17 protein-coding genes and 1 tRNA gene are annotated in these 18019 nt (G+C 66.6%); 9 read left to right on the top strand and 9 right to left on the bottom strand.

Annotated features, from left to right (window positions below):
- Window positions 1-38: 38 nt before the first annotated feature.
- Genes FIU66_RS08035 through glpD form a run of 6 tightly spaced genes read right to left on the bottom strand, consistent with a single transcriptional unit; the run spans window position 39 to window position 5814 of the window.
- Window positions 39-440 (bottom strand): DUF2160 domain-containing protein, encoded by a 402-nt coding sequence (locus FIU66_RS08035; RefSeq protein WP_167622208.1) that lies wholly within the window; start codon window positions 438-440, stop codon window positions 39-41.
- The gene (locus tag FIU66_RS08030; RefSeq protein ID WP_167622207.1) at window positions 440-1255 is read right to left on the bottom strand and encodes a carbohydrate ABC transporter permease; all 816 of its coding nucleotides are present in this window, start codon (window positions 1253-1255) and stop codon (window positions 440-442) included. Before FIU66_RS08030 ends, FIU66_RS08035 begins: the two co-directional genes overlap by 1 nt.
- Complete coding sequence (locus FIU66_RS08025) at window positions 1252-2118, bottom strand: carbohydrate ABC transporter permease (protein ID WP_167622206.1); 867 nt, start codon at window positions 2116-2118, stop codon at window positions 1252-1254. The genes FIU66_RS08030 and FIU66_RS08025 overlap by 4 nt, the downstream gene beginning before the upstream one ends.
- Window positions 2118-3200 (bottom strand): ABC transporter ATP-binding protein, encoded by a 1083-nt coding sequence (locus FIU66_RS08020; RefSeq protein ID WP_167622205.1) that lies wholly within the window; start codon window positions 3198-3200, stop codon window positions 2118-2120. The genes FIU66_RS08025 and FIU66_RS08020 overlap by 1 nt, the downstream gene beginning before the upstream one ends.
- Window positions 3200-4267: an ABC transporter ATP-binding protein gene (locus tag FIU66_RS08015; protein WP_167622204.1), complete on the bottom strand. Its 1068-nt coding sequence runs from the start codon at window positions 4265-4267 to the stop codon at window positions 3200-3202. Before FIU66_RS08015 ends, FIU66_RS08020 begins: the two co-directional genes overlap by 1 nt.
- Window positions 4264-5814, bottom strand: coding sequence for a glycerol-3-phosphate dehydrogenase (gene glpD, locus FIU66_RS08010; protein WP_167622203.1), 1551 nt, complete (start codon window positions 5812-5814; stop codon window positions 4264-4266). The genes FIU66_RS08015 and glpD overlap by 4 nt, the downstream gene beginning before the upstream one ends.
- A gap of 145 nt (window positions 5815-5959) precedes the next feature.
- Here glpD and FIU66_RS08005 point away from each other — a divergent pair, with 145 nt between their 5' ends.
- Window positions 5960-6730, top strand: coding sequence for a DeoR/GlpR family DNA-binding transcription regulator (locus FIU66_RS08005; protein ID WP_167623435.1), 771 nt, complete (start codon window positions 5960-5962; stop codon window positions 6728-6730).
- Window positions 6731-6825: 95 nt separating this feature from the next.
- On the opposite strand, the gene FIU66_RS08000 is transcribed toward FIU66_RS08005, so the two are convergent.
- Both FIU66_RS08000 and edd read right to left on the bottom strand, forming a co-directional pair.
- Window positions 6826-6915, bottom strand: a tRNA-Ser gene (locus tag FIU66_RS08000).
- Window positions 6916-6962: 47 nt separating this feature from the next.
- Entirely contained in the window at window positions 6963-8765 is a 1803-nt protein-coding gene (edd, locus tag FIU66_RS07995) for a phosphogluconate dehydratase (RefSeq protein WP_167622202.1), read from the bottom strand.
- A gap of 150 nt (window positions 8766-8915) precedes the next feature.
- On the opposite strand from edd, the gene FIU66_RS07990 reads away from it, so the two are divergent.
- The 5 genes from FIU66_RS07990 to pgi are packed head-to-tail and all read left to right on the top strand — an operon-like array spanning window position 8916 to window position 14466.
- A complete protein-coding gene (locus tag FIU66_RS07990) occupies window positions 8916-10109 on the top strand; it encodes an RSP_2647 family RNA methyltransferase (protein ID WP_167622201.1) in 1194 nt (397 codons plus the stop codon).
- Window positions 10109-10648 carry an RSP_2648 family PIN domain-containing protein gene (locus FIU66_RS07985; protein ID WP_167622200.1) on the top strand — a complete coding sequence of 180 codons (540 nt, stop codon included), beginning with the start codon at window positions 10109-10111 and terminating at the stop codon, window positions 10646-10648. The genes FIU66_RS07990 and FIU66_RS07985 overlap by 1 nt, the downstream gene beginning before the upstream one ends.
- Window positions 10649-10708: 60 nt before the next feature.
- Complete coding sequence (gene zwf / locus FIU66_RS07980; RefSeq protein WP_167622199.1) at window positions 10709-12160, top strand: glucose-6-phosphate dehydrogenase; 1452 nt, start codon at window positions 10709-10711, stop codon at window positions 12158-12160.
- Between the two features lie 2 nt (window positions 12161-12162).
- Window positions 12163-12834, top strand: coding sequence for a 6-phosphogluconolactonase (pgl, locus tag FIU66_RS07975; protein WP_201281121.1), 672 nt, complete (start codon window positions 12163-12165; stop codon window positions 12832-12834).
- A 21-nt stretch (window positions 12835-12855) separates the two neighbouring features.
- The gene (gene pgi / locus FIU66_RS07970) at window positions 12856-14466 is read left to right on the top strand and encodes a glucose-6-phosphate isomerase (RefSeq protein WP_167622197.1); all 1611 of its coding nucleotides are present in this window, start codon (window positions 12856-12858) and stop codon (window positions 14464-14466) included.
- Between the two features lie 57 nt (window positions 14467-14523).
- On the opposite strand, the gene FIU66_RS07965 is transcribed toward pgi, so the two are convergent.
- On the bottom strand, window positions 14524-14742 hold the full coding sequence (locus tag FIU66_RS07965; RefSeq protein ID WP_167622196.1) for a SlyX family protein: 219 nt from the start codon (window positions 14740-14742) through the stop codon (window positions 14524-14526).
- A 51-nt stretch (window positions 14743-14793) separates the two neighbouring features.
- Between FIU66_RS07965 and hisS the strand changes: the two genes are divergently transcribed.
- From hisS to hisG, 3 genes are read left to right on the top strand one after another with little or no spacing between them, the layout of a single operon-like run.
- Entirely contained in the window at window positions 14794-16275 is a 1482-nt protein-coding gene (hisS, locus tag FIU66_RS07960; protein WP_167622195.1) for a histidine--tRNA ligase, read from the top strand.
- The gene (locus FIU66_RS07955) at window positions 16272-17339 is read left to right on the top strand and encodes an ATP phosphoribosyltransferase regulatory subunit (RefSeq protein ID WP_167622194.1); all 1068 of its coding nucleotides are present in this window, start codon (window positions 16272-16274) and stop codon (window positions 17337-17339) included. The genes hisS and FIU66_RS07955 overlap by 4 nt, the downstream gene beginning before the upstream one ends.
- The gene (gene hisG / locus FIU66_RS07950; protein WP_167622193.1) at window positions 17336-18013 is read left to right on the top strand and encodes an ATP phosphoribosyltransferase; all 678 of its coding nucleotides are present in this window, start codon (window positions 17336-17338) and stop codon (window positions 18011-18013) included. The genes FIU66_RS07955 and hisG overlap by 4 nt, the downstream gene beginning before the upstream one ends.
- Window positions 18014-18019 lie beyond the last annotated feature (6 nt).

The following is an 18019-nucleotide window of genomic DNA, read 5'->3' as shown; positions in this document are numbered from 1 at the left end:
GTCTTCTCCTCCCCAGGATGGGCCTTGGCGGCCCGTTTTCACACCCAGCGGAACACCGCCGCGGCGTAGATCAGTGACAGGATCAAGCCTCCCCAGGCGGGCATTCCTCCGAAACCCAGCCAGGCAAGGTTGATGAAGGCCGAGCCGAGCAGGCTGATGAACAGCCGGTCGCCCCGGGTCGTCCATATCCCCAGGATGCCCTTACGAGGCGTTTCCGGGGACCGGATGGCAAGCCAGGTGAAGACCAGCAGCAGCGCCGCGATCACCCAGAAGAACAGGGCGGTCGGAAGGGTCCAGGCCATCCAGCCGCCGGGATTGAGGCTTTCGGTCCATTCCCGCACCCCGTCCTCGGACGGGACAAGCATGAACAGCCAGGCCAGCACGGCCAGCATCAGCAGGGCGGCGGCAAGGAAACCCGTGTTCAGCGAACGGCCGCGCATCACACCCTCCCCAGGGCGAAGCCCTTGGCGATATAGTTGCGGACGAACCAGATGACTAAGGCGCCGGGCACGATGGTCAGCACCCCCGCCGCGGCCAGTACGCCCCAGTCCAGGCCAGATGCGCTGACCGTGCGGGTCATGGTCGCCGCGATGGGCTTGGCGTTCACCGAGGTCAGCGTGCGCGACAGCAGCAGTTCCACCCAGCTGAACATGAAGCAGAAGAAGGCCGCGACCCCGATGCCGCTGGCGATCAGGGGCATGAAGATGCGGGTGAAGAAGCGCGGGAAGCTGTAGCCGTCGATATAGGCGGTCTCGTCGATCTCGCGCGGGACGCCGGACATGAAGCCTTCAAGGATCCAGACGGCCAGCGGCACGTTGAACAGGCAATGCGCCAGGGCCACGGCGATATGCGTGTCGAACAGGCCCACCGCGGAATAAAGCTGGAAGAAGGGCAGGGCGAAGACCGCGGGCGGGGCCATGCGGTTCGTCAGCAGCCAGAAGAACAGGTGCTTGTCGCCCAGGAAGCGATAGCGGCTGAAGGCATAGGCGGCAGGCAGGGCCACCGCCAGCGACAGCGCGGTGTTCAGCAAGACATAGATCAGGCTGTTGACGTAGCCCATGTACCAGCTGGGATCGGTCAGGATGATGCGATAATTGTTCAGCGTCGGGTTCAGCGGCCAGAGGCTGAAGGTGCCTGTGATCTCGGCATTGGTCTTCAGGCTCATGTTGACCAGCCAGTAGATCGGCACCAGCAGGAACAGCAGATACAGGGTCATGACGACAGCGGACCCCCGGGATGCGCGCGTGGTTGTCATGTGCGGTCCCTCTGCGCGGTCATGACGGTATAGAACACCCAGGAGATCAGCAGGATTACCAGGAAGTAGATCAGGCTGAAGGCCGCCGCCGGGCCCAGGTCGAACTGCCCGATCGCCATCTTCACCAGGTCGATTGACAGGAAGGTGGTCGCGTTGCCGGGACCGCCGCCGGTGACGACGAAGGGCTCGGTATAGATCATGAAGCTGTCCATGAAGCGCAGCAGCACGGCGATCAGCAGCACGCCCTGCATCTTGGGCAGCTCGATATAGCGGAAGACGCCCCAGCGGCTGGCCTGGTCAATCCGCGCGGCCTGGTAATAGGCGTCGGGGATGGATTGCAGGCCGGCATAGCACAGCAGCGCGACAAGGCTGGTCCAGTGCCAGACATCCATCACGATGATCGTGGCCCAGGCGTCCCAAGGGTCGTTCACGTAGTTGTAGTCGATCCCCAGCATCGCCAGCGTATGGCCCAGAAGCCCGATGTCCACGCGGCCGAAGACCTGCCAGATCGTGCCCACCACGTTCCACGGGATCAGCAGCGGCAGCGCCATCAGCACCAGAACCAGGCTGGCCCAGAAGCCGCGCTTGGGCATGTTCAGCGCGATGAAGATGCCCAGCGGGATCTCGATCGCCAAGATGATGGCGGAAAACAGAAGCTGCCGGCCCAGGGCTGCGCGGATGCGGTCGCTTTCCAGCACCTCCTGGAACCAGCCAAGGCCGTTCCAGAAGAACTGGTTGTTCCCGAAGGTGTCCTGCACGGAATAGTTCACCACCGTCATCAGCGGAATCACGGCCGAAAACGCGACCAGCACCAGCACCGGCAGGACCAGGAACCAGGCGCGGTTGTTGACGGGCTTGTCCATCAGGCAGCCCTTTCCAGCGGCTCGATGCGCCAGTCGTCCACGAAGACGCCGATCCGGGCGGGGTCGAGCGTGATGCGGTCGAAGGTGGCGGGGATCGGCTCGTCTTCGGGGACGGTCAGGTTGAAGGACGCGCCCGCAACCTCGCCGCGCAGGATGCGGTGGTGGCCCACGTCCTCGGTGCGCAGAAGGCGGAAGGGCAGCCCGTCGCCGGTGGTGGGCCGGGCGGCGTCAGGGCGGATGCCGATCTGGACACGGCCCGACGGCGTCGCATAAGGCGCGGCCAGCGGGACAGAGACCCCTGCCACATGGGCCGTCGCGCCCTCGACCCGTGCCTCCAGCAGGTTCATGCCGGGCGATCCGATGAAATAGCCAACGAAGGTATGGGCCGGTGCGTCGAACAAGGATTGCGGGGTGCCCGCCTGGACGATGCGGCCTTCGGACATGACCACGACTTCGTCGGCGAAGGTCAGCGCCTCGGTCTGGTCATGGGTGACATAGATCATCGTGTGCCCGAACTCGCGGTGCAGCGCCTTCAGTTGCGTGCGCAATTCCCACTTCATCTGCGGGTCGATCACCGTCAGGGGTTCGTCGAACAGGATCGCGTTCACGTCCTGGCGGACCATGCCGCGGCCCAGGCTGATCTTCTGTTTGGCATCGGCCGTCAACCCGCGCGCGCGGCGATCCAGCGTATCGGTCATGCCGATCATGCGGGCCACCGCATCGACCCGCGCGGCGATCTGGTCGGCGGGAAGGCCGCGGTTCTTCAGCGGGAAGGCCAGGTTCTGCCGGACGGTCATCGTGTCATAGACGACCGGGAACTGGAACACCTGCGCGATGTTGCGTTCGGCCGTCGGCAGGTCCGTCACGTCGCGGTCGCCGAACAGCACGCGACCCCGGCTGGGATGCAGCAGGCCCGAGATGATGTTCAGCAGCGTGGTCTTGCCGCAACCGGAACTGCCCAGAAGCGCATAGGCCCCGCCATCGCGCCATGTCAGCGACATCGGCTTCAGCGCCCAGTCGGGGTCCGCCTTGGGCGCGGCCAGGTAGCTGTGGGCAAGGTTGTCAAAGGTGATCTGCGCCATCACGCCGCCCGTGAATAAGGGGCGGCGCGGGCAAGCCTGCCGCCTTCGTCGAACAAATAGACATGCGCCGGATCCAGCCACACCGCCAGGGGCGCACCGACGGAAAGCCTGCGGACGCCCGGAACCAGCCCGACCCAGCGGTCCTGCCCGTGCAGCAGATGCAGGAAGGTCTCGGCCCCGGTGATCTCGGTCGCGCCCAACTGCGCAGACAGCGCCACGGCGCCGGGTGCGGGGTCCAGCGTCAGGTGGGGTGCGCGGAAGCCGGCGGTATAGCGGCCATCCGGCACGTCCACAGGCCAGCGGACGTCGTCCAGCACGGCCTCGCCACGGCTGACCTGCACCGTCTTGAAGTTCATGGGCGGGTCGCTGAAGACGCGTGCGGTCGTGGCGTCCTGCGGGCGGCGATACACCTGCGGCGTGGGACCGAACTGCGTGACGCGGCCTTGCCACAGCGTCGCGGTGTTGCCGCCCAGAAGCAGCGCCTCCTCGGGCTCGGTCGTTGCATAGACGAAGATCGCGCCTGATGCCTCGAAGATGCGGGGGATTTCGGCCCGCAATTCCTCGCGCAGCTTGTAGTCGAGGTTCGCCAGCGGCTCGTCCAGCAGCACCAGCCCCGCGCCCTTGACCAAGGCGCGGGCCAGGGCCGTGCGCTGCTGCTGGCCGCCCGACAGTTCCAGCGGGCGGCGATCCAGCATCGGGGTCAGGCGCATCATCGCCGCCGTTTCGCGCACGCGGCGGTCGATTTCCGACCGCGCAACACGCTGCAGGCGCAGGGGCGAGGCGATGTTGTCATAGACCGACATCGAGGGATAGTTGATGAACTGCTGATACACCATCGCCACGCCGCGGTCCTGCACCCGCTGGCCCGTCACGTCGCGGCCCTGCCACAGGATCTGCCCGGCCGTCGGCTGGTCCAGTCCCGCCATCAGCCGCATCAGGGTGGTCTTTCCCGACAGCGTCGGCCCCAGCAGCACGTTCATGCTGCCCGGCGCCACAGAGAGATCCGTGGGATGGATCCATTTCTGGCCCGCGACCTCTTTCGTGACCCCCCGAAGCTCCAGCGTCATGCGGCGACCCTTTCGCGAGCCATGTAGTCCTCGATCGCGGCGACCTGTTCGGGCGTCATGCGCAGGCCCAGCTTGGACCGCCGCCACAGCACCCCCTTGGCGTCGCGGGCCCATTCGTTGCGGATCATCCACCGCAGTTCGGATTCGGTCAATGTCGCCCCGAAATCCCGCCCCAAATCGGCTGCCGTGCGCGCCCCGCCCAGGACCTGAGCGGCCTCGGTCCCATAGGCGCGGACAAGGCGCATCGACCAGTCGGGCGTCAGGAAGGGATGATCGCGCCGCAGCGTCTGGGCCAGGGGCTCGGCCCCGTCCACGGGAAAGTCGCCGCCCGGAAGATGCGCGCCGGCGGTCCAGGCCGCGCCCGCGCCGGGCAGGTGGGGCGCAAGCTTCGCCATCGCGGCTTCGGCCAGGCGACGGTACGTGGTGATCTTGCCGCCGAAGACATGAAGGCAGGGCGCGCCCTTGTCGTCCAGCGACAGCACGTAATCCCGCGTTGCCGCCGTGGCCGAGGACGAGCCATCGTCGTAAAGCGGCCGGACCCCCGAATAGGTCCAGACCACGTCATCGGCGGTCACGGGCTTCTTGAAGTAACCCGAAACGAAGCGGCACAGATAGTCCACCTCCTCGGGCGTGCACACGGCGCGGTCGGGCGGGCCGTCGTGGTCCACATCGGTGGTGCCGATCAGCGTGAAGTCGCGTTCATAGGGAATCGCGAAAATGATCCGGCCGTCCTGGCCCTGCAGGAAATAGGCCTTGGGGTGATCGAATAGCCGCCGCGTGACGATATGGCTGCCGCGCACCAGCCGCACCCCTTCGGTCGATGGCAGGTGCGCCACGTCGTGGATCACCCGGCCGACCCAGGGGCCGGCCGCATTGACCAGCACCTTGGCGCGGAACTCTCGGCCGTCGGACAGGCGGACCAGCCAGCCGTCGCCCTCGCGCCGGGCCTCGGTCACTCTTGATCCCACGATGATGTCCGCCCCGCGCGCGGCCGCGTCGCGGGCATTCAGGACCACCAGCCGGGCATCGTCCACCCAGGCGTCGGAATATTCATAGGCGCGGGTCAGGCGGTCCTGAAGCGGCGCGCCCTCGGGCGCCTGGCGCAGGTCCAGGGTCGAGGTGCCGGGCAGGATTTCCCGCGCGCCCAGGTTGTCGTACAGGAACAGCCCTGCCCGGATCACCAGGTTCGGGCGATGGCCGCGGCCCCAAGGCATCAGCACCGACAGGATCCGCGATACCGGCGTCCTGCCCGCAAAGCGCATCTTCGGATCCAGCGGCAGCACGAAGCGCATCGGCCATGAAATATGGGGCATCGCGCGCAGCAGCACCTCTCGCTCGCGCAGAGATTCGCGGACAAGGCGCAGTTCGAGAAATTCGAGATAGCGCAGCCCGCCGTGAAACAGCTTGGTCGAGGCGCTGCTGGTTGCCCCGGCAAGGTCGCCCTGTTCGGCCAGCCGCACGGAAAGGCCGCGCCCAGCGGCATCACGGGCGATTCCCGTGCCGTTGATCCCGCCGCCGATGATGAACAGGTCCGTCGCTTGCGACATGGCTGCCTCACTCCCCTGTGATGAAGTCGAACATCCGCGCACGGATTCTGTCAACATGGATGTTCGTTTTCGCGCATTTTCTTTCGCTTGACACTTATGCACCACGCGTTCTTCTGGAAAGGCCACATGCACTTCAGGGGGCAAGATCGCGATGAACATCCGGCAGATGCAGATCCTGGACGTCGTGCGCGCTTCCGGCCGGGCCAGCGTCGAGGAGCTGTCGGCCAAGCTGGAAGTGACGCCGCAGACGATCAGGCGCGATCTGGCGGAACTTGCCGACCAGGGCGTCCTTGACCGTGTCCACGGCGGCGCGATCCTGCGCAGCGGCGCCAGCAACATCGCCTATGACGAACGCCGCCGCATGAACGAGGATGCGAAAGCGGCGATAGGCCGTGCCTGCGCGGCGCAGATCCCCGACAACAGTTCGGTCATCCTCAACATCGGGACCACGACCGAGGCCGTGGCGCGGGCCCTGCTGCGCCATCGCAACCTGACGGTGGTGACGAACAACATGAACGTAGCCAACATCCTGGCCGCAAACGACAGTTGCGAGGTGCTGGTCGCCGGCGGCTTGCTGCGCCGGTCAGACGGCGGCCTTGTCGGCGACCTTACCAGCGAGTTCATGGCGAACTTCAAGACCGACTACGCCATCATCGGCTGTTCTGCCCTGGACGAGGACGGCGACATTCTCGACTTCGACCTGGCCGAAGTACGGGTCAGCCGCGCGATCCTGCGACAGGCGCGCGAATGCTGGCTGGTCACCGATTCAGACAAGCTTCTGCGCAAGGCACCGATACGGGTCGTCTCGGTCGCCCAACTGGACGCCATCTTCATCGACCGCCCGCTGCCCGACAGGCTGCAGCAGGTCTGCGACCAAGGTGGAACCCGAGTGGTTGTGGCGACGGGCGAAGGCTGAGCCGCACGTTCGGGGCCATGGGCCGGATACGGGTGTGTGGAAGCCTGCGGTCCTGGCTTCGGTTGATCTGGACCTGATTGTACGGCCTGGGCATATGGCGGAGCAGGTGGGATTCGAACCCACGGAACCATCACTGGCCCGGCGGTTTTCAAGACCGCTGCCTTAGACCACTCGGCCACTGCTCCGTCGGGACGGGTTAAACCCTGGCATGGCGAATGCCAAGGTCCATCGTTCAGACGACGACGCCCGCGCCTTCGGTCGCGGGGCCGGCCACGGCGCGGAAGGCGGCGAACAGTTCGCGGCCCATGCCCTCGCTGCTGGGCGCGGGATCATGGGCCACTGCCGGGCGATCCTCGAAATCGGGGGCGAGGCAGTCGATCCGGCCGGTCCTGGCGTCCAGGCGGATCAGGTCGCCGTCGCGCAGCCGGGCAAGGGGGCCGCCAACGGAAGCCTCGGGCGAGACATGGATGGCTGCGGGCACCTTGCCCGAGGCGCCGGACATGCGGCCATCCGTCAGCAGGGCCACGCGCAGGCCACGGTCCTGCAGCACGGCCAGTACCGGGGTCAGCGAGTGCAGTTCCGGCATGCCGTTCGCGCGCGGGCCCTGGAAGCGGACGACGACCACGGTGTCCTCGGTGAACTCGCCCGCCTTGAAGGCGGCCTTCACCTGTTCCTGGTCGTCGAAGACGCGGGCCTTTGCTTCGATGACATGGCGTTCCTCGGCCACGGCGCTGATCTTGATGACGCCCCGGCCCAGGTTGCCGTTCAGTTGCTTCAGCCCCCCCGTCGCGGCAAAGGGATTGCTGGCGGGGCGCAAGATGCGGTCGTTCAGCGACTCGCGCGCGCCCTTGTCCCAGCGGATGCCGCCGCCGTCCAGCTTGGGTTCCGCCGTATAGCCGTCCAGCCCGGTGCCGTTGATGGTCTTGACGTCGGGATGCAGCAGACCCGCATCCAGCAGTTGCCCGATCATGTAGCCGATGCCGCCTGCCGCGTGGAAGTGGTTCACGTCTGCCAGCCCGTTGGGATAAACCCGCGCCATCAGCGGCACGGATTCCGAGATGTCGTTGAAATCCTCGATGTCGATCTGGATGCCTGCGGCCTTGGCCATGGCGGGAATGTGCATGACAAGGTTCGTGGACCCGCCCGTGGCCATCAGGCCGACGATGCCGTTGACGAAGGCCTTTTCGTCCAGAACCTCGCCCGCCGGAAGGTAGTCGTTGCCCAGCCGGGTGATCGCTGCCGCGCGTTGGACGCCCGCCACCGTCAGCGCCTCGCGCAGGGGTGTGTTCGGGTTCACGAAGCTGGAACCGGGCAGGTGCAGGCCCATGAACTCCATCAGCATCTGGTTGCTGTTGGCGGTGCCGTAGAAGGTGCAGGTGCCGGGGGAATGATAGGATGCCATCTCGGCCGCCATCAGCGCGTCACGCCCGACCTCGCCCGCCGCGAATTGTTGGCGCACGCGGGACTTCTCGTCGTTCGGCAGGCCCGAGGGCATGGGGCCCGCAGGCAGGAACACCGCCGGGATATGGCCGAAGGTCGCTGCCGCCATGACCAGGCCCGGCACGATCTTGTCGCAGACGCCCAGATAGATCGCCGAGTCGAAGCAGTCGTGGGACAGCGCCACGCCTGCAGCAAGCGCGATCACGTCGCGGGAAAACAGCGACAACTCCATCCCCGCGCGGCCCTGGGTAACGCCGTCGCACATCGCGGGCACGCCGCCCGCGACCTGCACCGTGGCGCCCGCGGCGTTGCCCGCGCGGCGGATGAGGTCTGGATAACGCTCATAGGGCTGATGGGCAGACAGCATGTCGTTATAGGCCGTGACGATCCCGATGTTCGGCTTGCGCGACAGCGCCAGGTCGTCCTTGTCGGGCATTGCAGCATAGGCATGGGCCTGGTTGCCACAGGACAGATGCGCGCGCCGGGGGCCTTCCTCGGCCGCGCGGGCGATCTTGGTCAGATAGGCGTCACGGCTGTGGCGGGACCGGGCGCGGATCCGGTCGGTGACGCGGTCGATGGTGGCGTGCATGGTCATGGCTGGCTCCTTCTTGACGGGAATATAGTCTGTTAGCGTTAACGGTTCAACATTCCTTGTCGCCTTGCGTCTTTCCACCGCCATGCCGCCGCGTGCGGCCTTGTGCAGGGCAGGGTGGCGTGCCAGATCCCTGCGCGAAAGGATCACCCCATGACCGACCTGCCTGTTCTGCGCCTGCGCCCGAAGTCCAAGCCCCAGGCGATCCGCCACGGCTTCCCTTGGGTCTTTGCCGACGAGGCCGTGCTGGATCGTCGCAGTCGCGCGATCCCGGCAGGGGGTTTTGCCGTGCTGGAGGATGCCGAGCGCAAGCCGCTTGGGCTGGTCACGGTGAACCCCAACTCGAAGATCGTCGGCCGGATGATGGATGCCGATCCGCAGGCGCTGATTGACGGGAACTGGCTGAAGACTCGGCTGGCGCGCGCGTTGCAGATGCGCGAGCGGCTTTACGACGCGCCCTTCTATCGCCTGGTCCACGCCGAATCGGACGGCTTGCCGGGCCTGGTGATCGACCGCTTCGGGGATGCTGCCGTGATCCAGCCGAATGCAGCCTGGGCGGACCGCATGGCGCCGCAGATTGCCGATGCCTTGGCCGAGGTTGCGGGTGTGACGACGGTGATCCTGAACGGGCAGGGTCGCGCGCGCGGGCTGGAAGGGCTTGAGGAACGGATGGAGGTTCTGCGCGGAGAGGCGCCGACAGAACCCGTGGCGGTGCCCATGAACGGCGCGACCTATCTGGCGGACCTGATGGGCGGGCAGAAGACAGGCCTGTTCTTTGATCAGCGCCCGAACCAAGCCTTTGCGCAGCGGCTGGCGAAGGACGCGTCCGTGCTGGATGTGTTCAGCCATGTCGGCGGCTTCGGCCTGGCCGCCCTCGCGGCCGGTGCGGCGCGGGCGACCTGCGTCGATGGCAGCGCGGCGGCGCTTGACCTGGCCAAGGGCGGCGCGGCGCGGATGGATGCATCAGGCCGGCTTGAGACGATCCAGTCCGATGCCTTCAAGGCGATGGAGAAGATGGCCGACGAGGGCCGCCGCTTCGACGTGGTGGTCTGCGACCCGCCCGCGTTCGCACCCGCAAAACCTGCGTTGGAGGCTGGTCTGCGCGCCTATGAACGCGTCGCCAAGCTGGCTGCGCCGCTGGTCGCGCCCGGCGGCTATCTGGTGCTGTGCAGTTGCTCGCACGCCGCCGACCTGACGGCCTTTCGCAATGTCAGCGCGCGCGGGATCGGGCGCGGCGGGCGCAGGGGCGTGCTGATCCACACCGGGCAGGCCGGTCCCGATCATCCGATGCTGCCGCAACTGGCCGAGACGGGCTATCTCAAGGCGCTGTTCTTCCGGCTGGACTGATGCGCGCGGTTCTTGACGCCAATGTCCTGTTCCCGACCATCCTGCGAGAGATCCTGACCGATCTTGCAGGGGCGGGCCTGTTCACGCCCCTGTGGTCGGCGCGGATCCTGGACGAATGGCGCCACGCAGCCGCGCGGTTGGGTTCCGACCCGGACGCCGTGGCGGGGGCCGAGATCGCCTTGCTGCGAACCCGCTTTCCCGCAGCCCAGGTTCCCGATGACGGGATACGCGCGATCGATCTGCACTTTCCGGACCCCGCCGACCGCCATGTTGTCGAAGCCGCCCTGGCTGGCAGTGCGTCGCTGGTGGTGACCGCGAACCTGCGTGACTTTCCGCAAGGCCTGATGGCGGGGCTGGGCCTGCGGGCGATCCATCCCGATGCCTTCCTGCTGGACCTGTTGGCCCAAGATCGCAGCGCCGTGACTGCGGCCGTGGTTGCCGCGCGCGACAAGGCTGCGGCGATGGGGGGTGACATGACGGTGCCGGTCATGCTGAAACGCAGTCGACTGCCACGGCTGGCCAAGACGCTGAAAGGTTGATCCGAGGTGCTGTTAACGCTAACGAAAGATATGGCGATCCCCAACCGCAAGGAGGACAGCATGGTTTCACGCGTAATTCCGGTCGATGATTTCGATCTGGTCATCTTTGGTGCCACCGGCGATCTGGCGCAGCGCAAGATCCTGCCCGGCCTGTACCGCCGTTTCGTGGCAGGGCAAATCCCCTCGACCTCGCGCATCATCGGCGCGGCCCGCACGGAACAGGATGACGCGGCCTTCCAAGCCGAAGCCGCAAAGGCCGTCCAGGAGTTCGGAGGCGTCGCGGCCGACGACCCGCATCTGAAGCAGTTCCTGGATCTGCTGGGCTATACGCCCATCGACGCCAAGGGCGACGGCGGCTGGGCCCATCTGAAGTCGCGGATGCGCCCCGGTGCAGTCCATGCCTTCTACTTCTCGGTCGCGCCCGCCTTGTTTGGCGATATCGCCAGCCGCCTTGCCAGCCACGGGATCGCCGATGAAAACAGCCGCATCGTGGTGGAAAAGCCGTTCGGCCGCGACCTGGAAACTGCGCGCGCCTTGAACGCGACGCTGGCCTGCCATTTCCGGGAAGAGCAGATCTACCGGATCGACCATTACCTGGGCAAGGAAACCGTCCAGAACCTGATGGCCGTCCGATTTGCCAATATCCTGTTCGAGCCGCTGTGGAATTCGCAATACGTCGATCACGTCCAGATCACGGTCGCGGAAACCGTGGGCGTGGCCGGGCGCGGCAGCTATTACGACAAGTCCGGCGCGATCCGGGACATGGTGCAGAACCACATGATGCAGCTTCTGTGCCTGATCGCAATGGAGCCACCCTATCACTTCGACCCCAATGCAGTGCGCGATGAAAAGCTTAAGGTGATCCGCGCCCTGCAGCCCGTCGAACCGGGCGACATCGTGCGGGGGCAGTATCAGGCGGACGGCAAGTCGACCGGCTACATCGAAGATTCGGAAAACCCGGATTCGCAGACCGAAAGCTATGTCGCGATGAAGGTCTGCATCTCGAACTGGCGCTGGCAGGGCACGCCCTTCTATCTGCGCACCGGCAAGAAACTGCGGGCCCGGACAAGCGAGATCGCCATCGTCTTCCGTGAACCGCCCCATTCGATCTTCGACGACAGCGGCGCGCCCAAGGCGAACGAGCTTGTCATCCGCCTGCAACCGAACGAGGGTATGAACCTCAAGGTGATGATCAAGGAACCGGGGCCGGGAGGGATGCGGCTGGTGCAGGTGCCGCTGGACATGTCCTTCGCCGATGCTCTGGGCGCCGATGGCAGCGATATGCCCGACGCCTATGAACGGCTGATCATGGACGTGATCCGCGGCAACCAGACGCTGTTCATGCGCGGGGACGAGGTCGAGGCCGCCTGGGCCTGGACCGATCCGATCATCGCCGCCTGGGAAGACAGCAAGCGGCGGCCCGAACCCTATGACGCGGGATCCTCGGGGCCCGAAGAAGCGTTGCGTCTGCTGCATCGCGACAACCGCCGATGGAGGGAAATCCGCGCATGACGATGGAACTCAAGGAATACCCCGACCGAGAGATGCTGGCCCTGTCGTTGGCCGACCAGATGGCATCGCAACTTGCGCAGCAGCTGCGGACGGGGGAGAAGGCCAGCCTCTGCGTGCCAGGCGGCACGTCACCGACGCTGGTGTTCGAGACGCTGAGCGGGGCGGATATCGACTGGGGGCGCGTGACGGTTTTTCCGGGCGACGAACGCTGGGTGGACGGGGAACACAAGCGGTCGAACGGCCGCCTTCTGCGCCGCCACCTGCTGCGCGACCGGGCAGCGGCCGCCCGGTATATAGACCTGTACACCGGGGATCCAACCCCGGACGAGGCCGCGCCTTCGCTGGCCGACGCGATCCGGCCGCACCTGCCGATTACCGTCGTCCTGCTGGGCATGGGCAACGACATGCACACGGCCAGCCTGTTTCCGGGCGCCGACCGCCTGGCCGAGGGGCTGGCGGCCGACGCGCCCCTTGTCCTGCCGATCCGGGCGGAAGGGGCCGAGGAACCGCGCATCACCCTGACCCGGCCTGCGCTTGCCGACGCGATGAACGTGCATGTCCTGATCATGGGCCCGGAAAAGCGCGAGGCGCTTGAACGGGCGCAGAAGCTGGATCCGATCGAGGCGCCGATCCGTGCCTTCCTGGATATCGCGACCGTTCACTGGGCCGAATAGGCGCCCGAAGGAGCCTTCAAAATGACCGACATCTGGACCCGCCTGAAATCTCATCGTCAGGCGCAAGGCGACAGCCGGATCTCTGACCTGTTCGACGCCGATCCCGCCCGTGCCAGCACGTTCTGCACCACGGCTGACGGGATGGTCTTCGACTGGTCCAAGACCTTGATCGATGCGGGGGCGCGCGACCTGCTGATGGCCTTGGCCGAAGGTGCCGATGTGGCGGCCCGCCGCGAGGCGATGTTCACGGGCGAGAAGATCAACGAGACCGAAGGCCGTGCCGTGTTGCACACCGCCCTGCGCAACCTGCGGGGCAGCGTGGTGGTGGACGGCCAGGACGTGATGCCCGCCGTGCGCGAGACGCATGACCGCATGGCCGATTTCGCCCGCGACGTCCGGTCCGGCGCCTTCACGGGGCAGGGGGGAAAGATCACCGATGTGGTCAATATCGGCATCGGCGGGTCGGATCTTGGCCCCTACATGGCGGTTCTGGCGATGGCGCCCTATCATGACGGGCCGCGCTGCCATTTCGTCAGCAACGTGGACGGCGCCGACATCGCCGACACGCTGAAGGGACTGGATCCCGCCACCACCCTGGTCATCGTCGCGTCCAAGACCTTCACCACCATCGAGACGATGACCAATGCCCAGACCGCCCGCGACTGGATGGGCCGCATCGTGACCGACCCGGCCGCGCAGTTCGTGGCGCTGTCCTCCGCCACGGGCAAGACGGCCGAGTTCGGGATCGATCCGTCGCGCGTCTTTGGCTTCGAGGACTGGGTCGGCGGGCGCTATTCTGTCTGGGGGCCGATCGGGCTGTCGCTGATGCTGGCCATCGGCGACGAACGCTTTGACGAATTCCTGGCGGGCGGTGCGGCGATGGATGCCCATTTCCGCGCCGCGCCCTTGGCGGAAAACCTGCCGGTGCTGCTGGCACTGGTCGGCATCTGGCACCACCAGATCTGCGGCTATCCCACACGCGCCGTCTTGCCCTATGACAACCGCCTGCTGCGGCTGCCCGCTTATCTGCAGCAGCTTGAGATGGAGTCGAACGGCAAGCGGGTGGCGATGGACGGGACCGACCTGACGGTGGTGTCAGGCCCGGTCGTCTGGGGCGAACCCGGCACCAACGGCCAGCACGCCTTCTATCAGTTGATCCACCAGGGCACGACCCCTGTTCCCTGCGAATTCATCCTCGCCGCCAAGGGGCACGAGCCCGACCTGGCGCATCACCACATCCTGCTGGCCGCCAACTGCCTGGCCCAGTCCGAGGCACTGATGCGCGGCCGCACGCTGGAGGAAGCGCGCGCGCTGATGCAGGCCAAGGGGCTGGAAGGCGCGGAACTGGACCGTCAGGCGCGACACCGCGTGTTCCCCGGCAACCGGCCCTCGACCACGCTGCTGATCGAACAGCTGACGCCCTTTACTCTGGGCCAGATCGTCGCGCTTTACGAACACCGGGTCTTCGTCGAGGGCGTGATCCTGGGGATCAACAGCTTCGACCAATGGGGTGTGGAACTGGGCAAGGAACTGGCGCTGAAGGTCGAACCCCTGCTGAAGGGCGAGGACGCGCCCGGGCATGATGCGTCCACCGAGCATCTGGCAGAATTGTTCCGCGAGATGCGCGGGTAGAAGGAACTGGGGGCTGTCTGCCCCCAGGCCCCCAAGGATAACTTCACACAGAAGATGTTACCAATGCGGCGGGCGCTGATCGGCCAAGGGGATCGTGCCTTCGGCATCGGCCTGCTGTTCGGCTGCGAAACGCATCAGCATTTCGACCCGGCGGGTCAGCAGGGCGATTTCCCCGTCCTGGCGGGCGATGACCTCGTGCAGGTCGTCGGTCACGCGTGTCAGGTGCGCCAGCGCTTCTTCAAGCTGGCGGATTCGCGTTTCGCTATCCTTGTCCATATCGGCCCCTTCGGTTAAGGCAGCCACGGATTTGGCCGGAAAGGCAGGACCATGGCGAAAGATCAGAAAAAACAACCCCGTCCCAAGGCGGAAACGCCCAAGGGCTTTCGCGACTATTTCGGCGCGGATGTGACGGAACGCAAGGCGATGCTGGACCGGATCGCCGAAATCTATCACCGCCATGGCTTCGATCCCCTGGAAACCAGCGCCGTCGAGACGGTCGAGGCCCTGGGCAAGTTCCTGCCCGACGTGGATCGCCCCAACGCCGGCGTCTTTGCCTGGCAAGAGGAAGCCGTGCCCGGCGGCGGTTCTGGCGACTGGCTGGCGCTGCGATACGACCTGACGGCACCCCTGGCGCGAGTGGCGGCGCAGTTCCGCAACGACCTGCCGTCGCCCTATCGCCGCTATGCTATGGGTCCGGTCTGGCGCAACGAGAAGCCGGGGCCGGGGCGGTTCCGGCAGTTCTATCAATGCGATGCGGATACGGTGGGGTCGGCTTCCGTCGCCGCGGATGCCGAGATCTGCGCGATGCTGGCCGATGCGCTGGAGGCCGTGGGGATTGCGCGCGGCGACTACATCGTGCGCATCAACAACCGCAAGGTTCTGAACGGCGTGCTAGAGGCCGCCGAGGTGCGCGCGGACCAGGCCGAGGATGTGCTGCGCCAGATCGACAAGTTCGACAAGGTCGGCCGCGAGGGCGTGCTGGCGCTGCTGACCACGGGCCGCAAGGACGACAGCGGCGCCATGATCGAGGGGGTTGGGTTGAGCGAGGCGCAGGCCCAGCCGGTGCTGGCTTTCCTGACCTCGAAAGGCGCGGACAACGCGGCGACGCTGGCCAACCTGCGCGCGGCGGTTGGCGCGTCGGCCATCGGGGCCGAGGGCGTGGATGAACTGGCCGAGATCGCCGGGATGCTCGCCGCCATGGGCGTGGCCGAGGATCGCGCGGTCATCGACCCCTCGGTCGTGCGCGGGCTTGGCTATTACACCGGGCCGGTCTTCGAGGCGGAACTGACCTTCGAGATCCTGGACGAGAAGGGCCGCAAGCGGCAGTTCGGATCGGTTGCGGGCGGCGGACGCTATGACGGGTTGGTCGAGCGGTTTACGGGCCAGAAGGTGCCTGCAACGGGCATCAGCATCGGCGTGGACCGGCTGCTGGCGGCGCTGCGGGCCAAGGGGCTTGCGGGCAGCGAAGCGCAGGGGCCGGTGGTTGTCACAGTCATGGATCGCGACCGGATGGCGGATTACCAGGCGATGGCATCTGAACTGCGCGCCGCTGGCATCCGGGCCGAGGTTTATTTGGGCAATCCCAAGAACTTCGGCAACCAGTTGAAATATGCTGACAAGCGCGGCGCGCCGGTGGCGATCATCCAGGGCGGCGACGAGGCCGCGCGGGGCGTGGTGCAGGTGAAGGATCTGGTCCTGGGTGCGCGCATTGCGGCAGAAGCCAGCCATGACGAATGGAAGGCGCAGCCCGCCCAGACCGAGGTTCCGCGCGCCGGTCTGGTTGCGGAAGTCAGGCGGATCGTCGGATGATCCCCAAGCGCCACAAGCAGGCCATCGGCCAGCGTTTTCTGCAGGCCTTCCGCGAGGCGGGGGCGGTTGAGGTCGCGCCCGACATCCTGCTGCCTGCCGACACGCTTCTGGATCTGTATGGCGAGGATATCCGCGCCCGCGCCTATACCTCGACCGATCCCTTGCGGGGCGAAGTGATGCTGCGGCCCGACTTCACCGTGCCGGTGGTGCAGATGCACATGGCGGGCGGGGCGGAACCCGCGCGATACTGCTATCTGGGCGAGGTCTTTCGCAAGCAGGATCCGGGCGAGGAGCGCCCTGCCAATCCGCGTGACAACGAATACCTGCAGGCGGGGTTCGAACTGTTTGCTCATGACCGTCAGGCCGATGCCGAGGTCTTCGGACTGTTCCACCGGCTGCTGGTCCCCTATGGCCTGCAGGCCGTGACGGGCGACACGGGGCTGCTGATGGATGCGGTCCGGGCGCTGCCGCTGTCAAACGCCCGTCGCGATGCCCTGCTGCATCACCTGTGGCGGCCCCGCCGCTTTGCGCGGCTGCTGGCGCGGGTCTCTCGGCCCGCCGAGGCGCGTGATCTTCCCTCGACAAGCGCGCCGTGGGCCGGGCTTCGGGGCGAGGATGAGATGCAGGCCCGGATTGACCGGCTGCTGGCAGACCGGGACGCGCAGCCGCTTGATCCAGCCTGGATCGCGCGGCTCGAGCGGCTGTTTGCGGTTCGTGCGCCGCTGCCAGGGGCCTTGGCAGAGCTGCGGGACCTGGTTGCGGAATGGACCGAGCTGGGGCCGGCGGTCCTGCGCATCGAGGAGCGGATGGCGATGTTGTCGGCCCAGGGCGTCGCCCCTGACGCGATCCTGTTCGACGCAAGCCATGGGCGGCAGACAATGGAATACTATGACGGCTTTACCTTCAGCTTCGTCGCACCTGATCGCCCGGCCTGGCCGCCTGTCGCCTCGGGCGGGCGCTATGACGCGCTGACGGCCGTCCTGGGGCGCGGCGGCCGTGCGATCCCCGCCGTGGGCGGCATCATCCGCCCCGGCCTTGTCGCCGAACTGGAGGCCGCGCGATGATACGGCTGGGGGTGCCGTCCAAGGGGCGGCTGATGGAGCAGACCTTTGACTGGTTTGCCTCACGCGGCGTGGCGCTGTCGCGCAGCGGCTCGGATCGCGAATATGCGGGCCGGGTCGAGGGCGCGGAGGGGGTGTCGCTGGTCCTGCTGTCGGCGGGCGAGATCCCGCGAGAGCTTGCCGCAGGACGGATCGAACTGGGCGTCACCGGCACCGACCTTGTGCGCGAGAAGCTGGCGGGATGGCGGTCGGATGTGGTCGAGATCGCGCCCATGGGCTTCGGCCATGCCGACCTGATCCTGGCCGTGCCGGAATGCTGGCGCGATTGCGAGGATCTGGACGATTTTGCGTCTATCGCCCGTGATTTTCGCGCCGTCCATGGCTTCCGGCTGCGGATCGCCACCAAGTATCACCGCCTGGTGCGCGCCTGGCTGGCCCATCACGAGGTGGCGGATTACCAGTTGGTTGATTCGCAAGGTGCGACCGAGGGCACGGTCGCCAACCAGACCGCCGAAGCCGTGGCCGACATCACCTCGTCCGGAGAAACGCTGCGGGCCAACAACCTGAAGATCCTGGGAGAGGAGCCAATCCTGCGGTCGCAGGCCACGCTGTTCGCCAACCGCGCGGCGCTTGGTGATGTGCGGCCGTTTCTGGCGCAGCTTGGGGTGGAAGCGTAGCCGGGG

The organism is Paracoccus sp. AK26 (genome assembly GCF_011801365.1).
Classification (GTDB): Bacteria; Pseudomonadota; Alphaproteobacteria; order Rhodobacterales; family Rhodobacteraceae; genus Paracoccus; species Paracoccus aerius.
The sequence above is the reverse complement of the archived record's forward strand: the minus strand, read 5'-3'. Positions and strand labels throughout refer to the sequence as shown.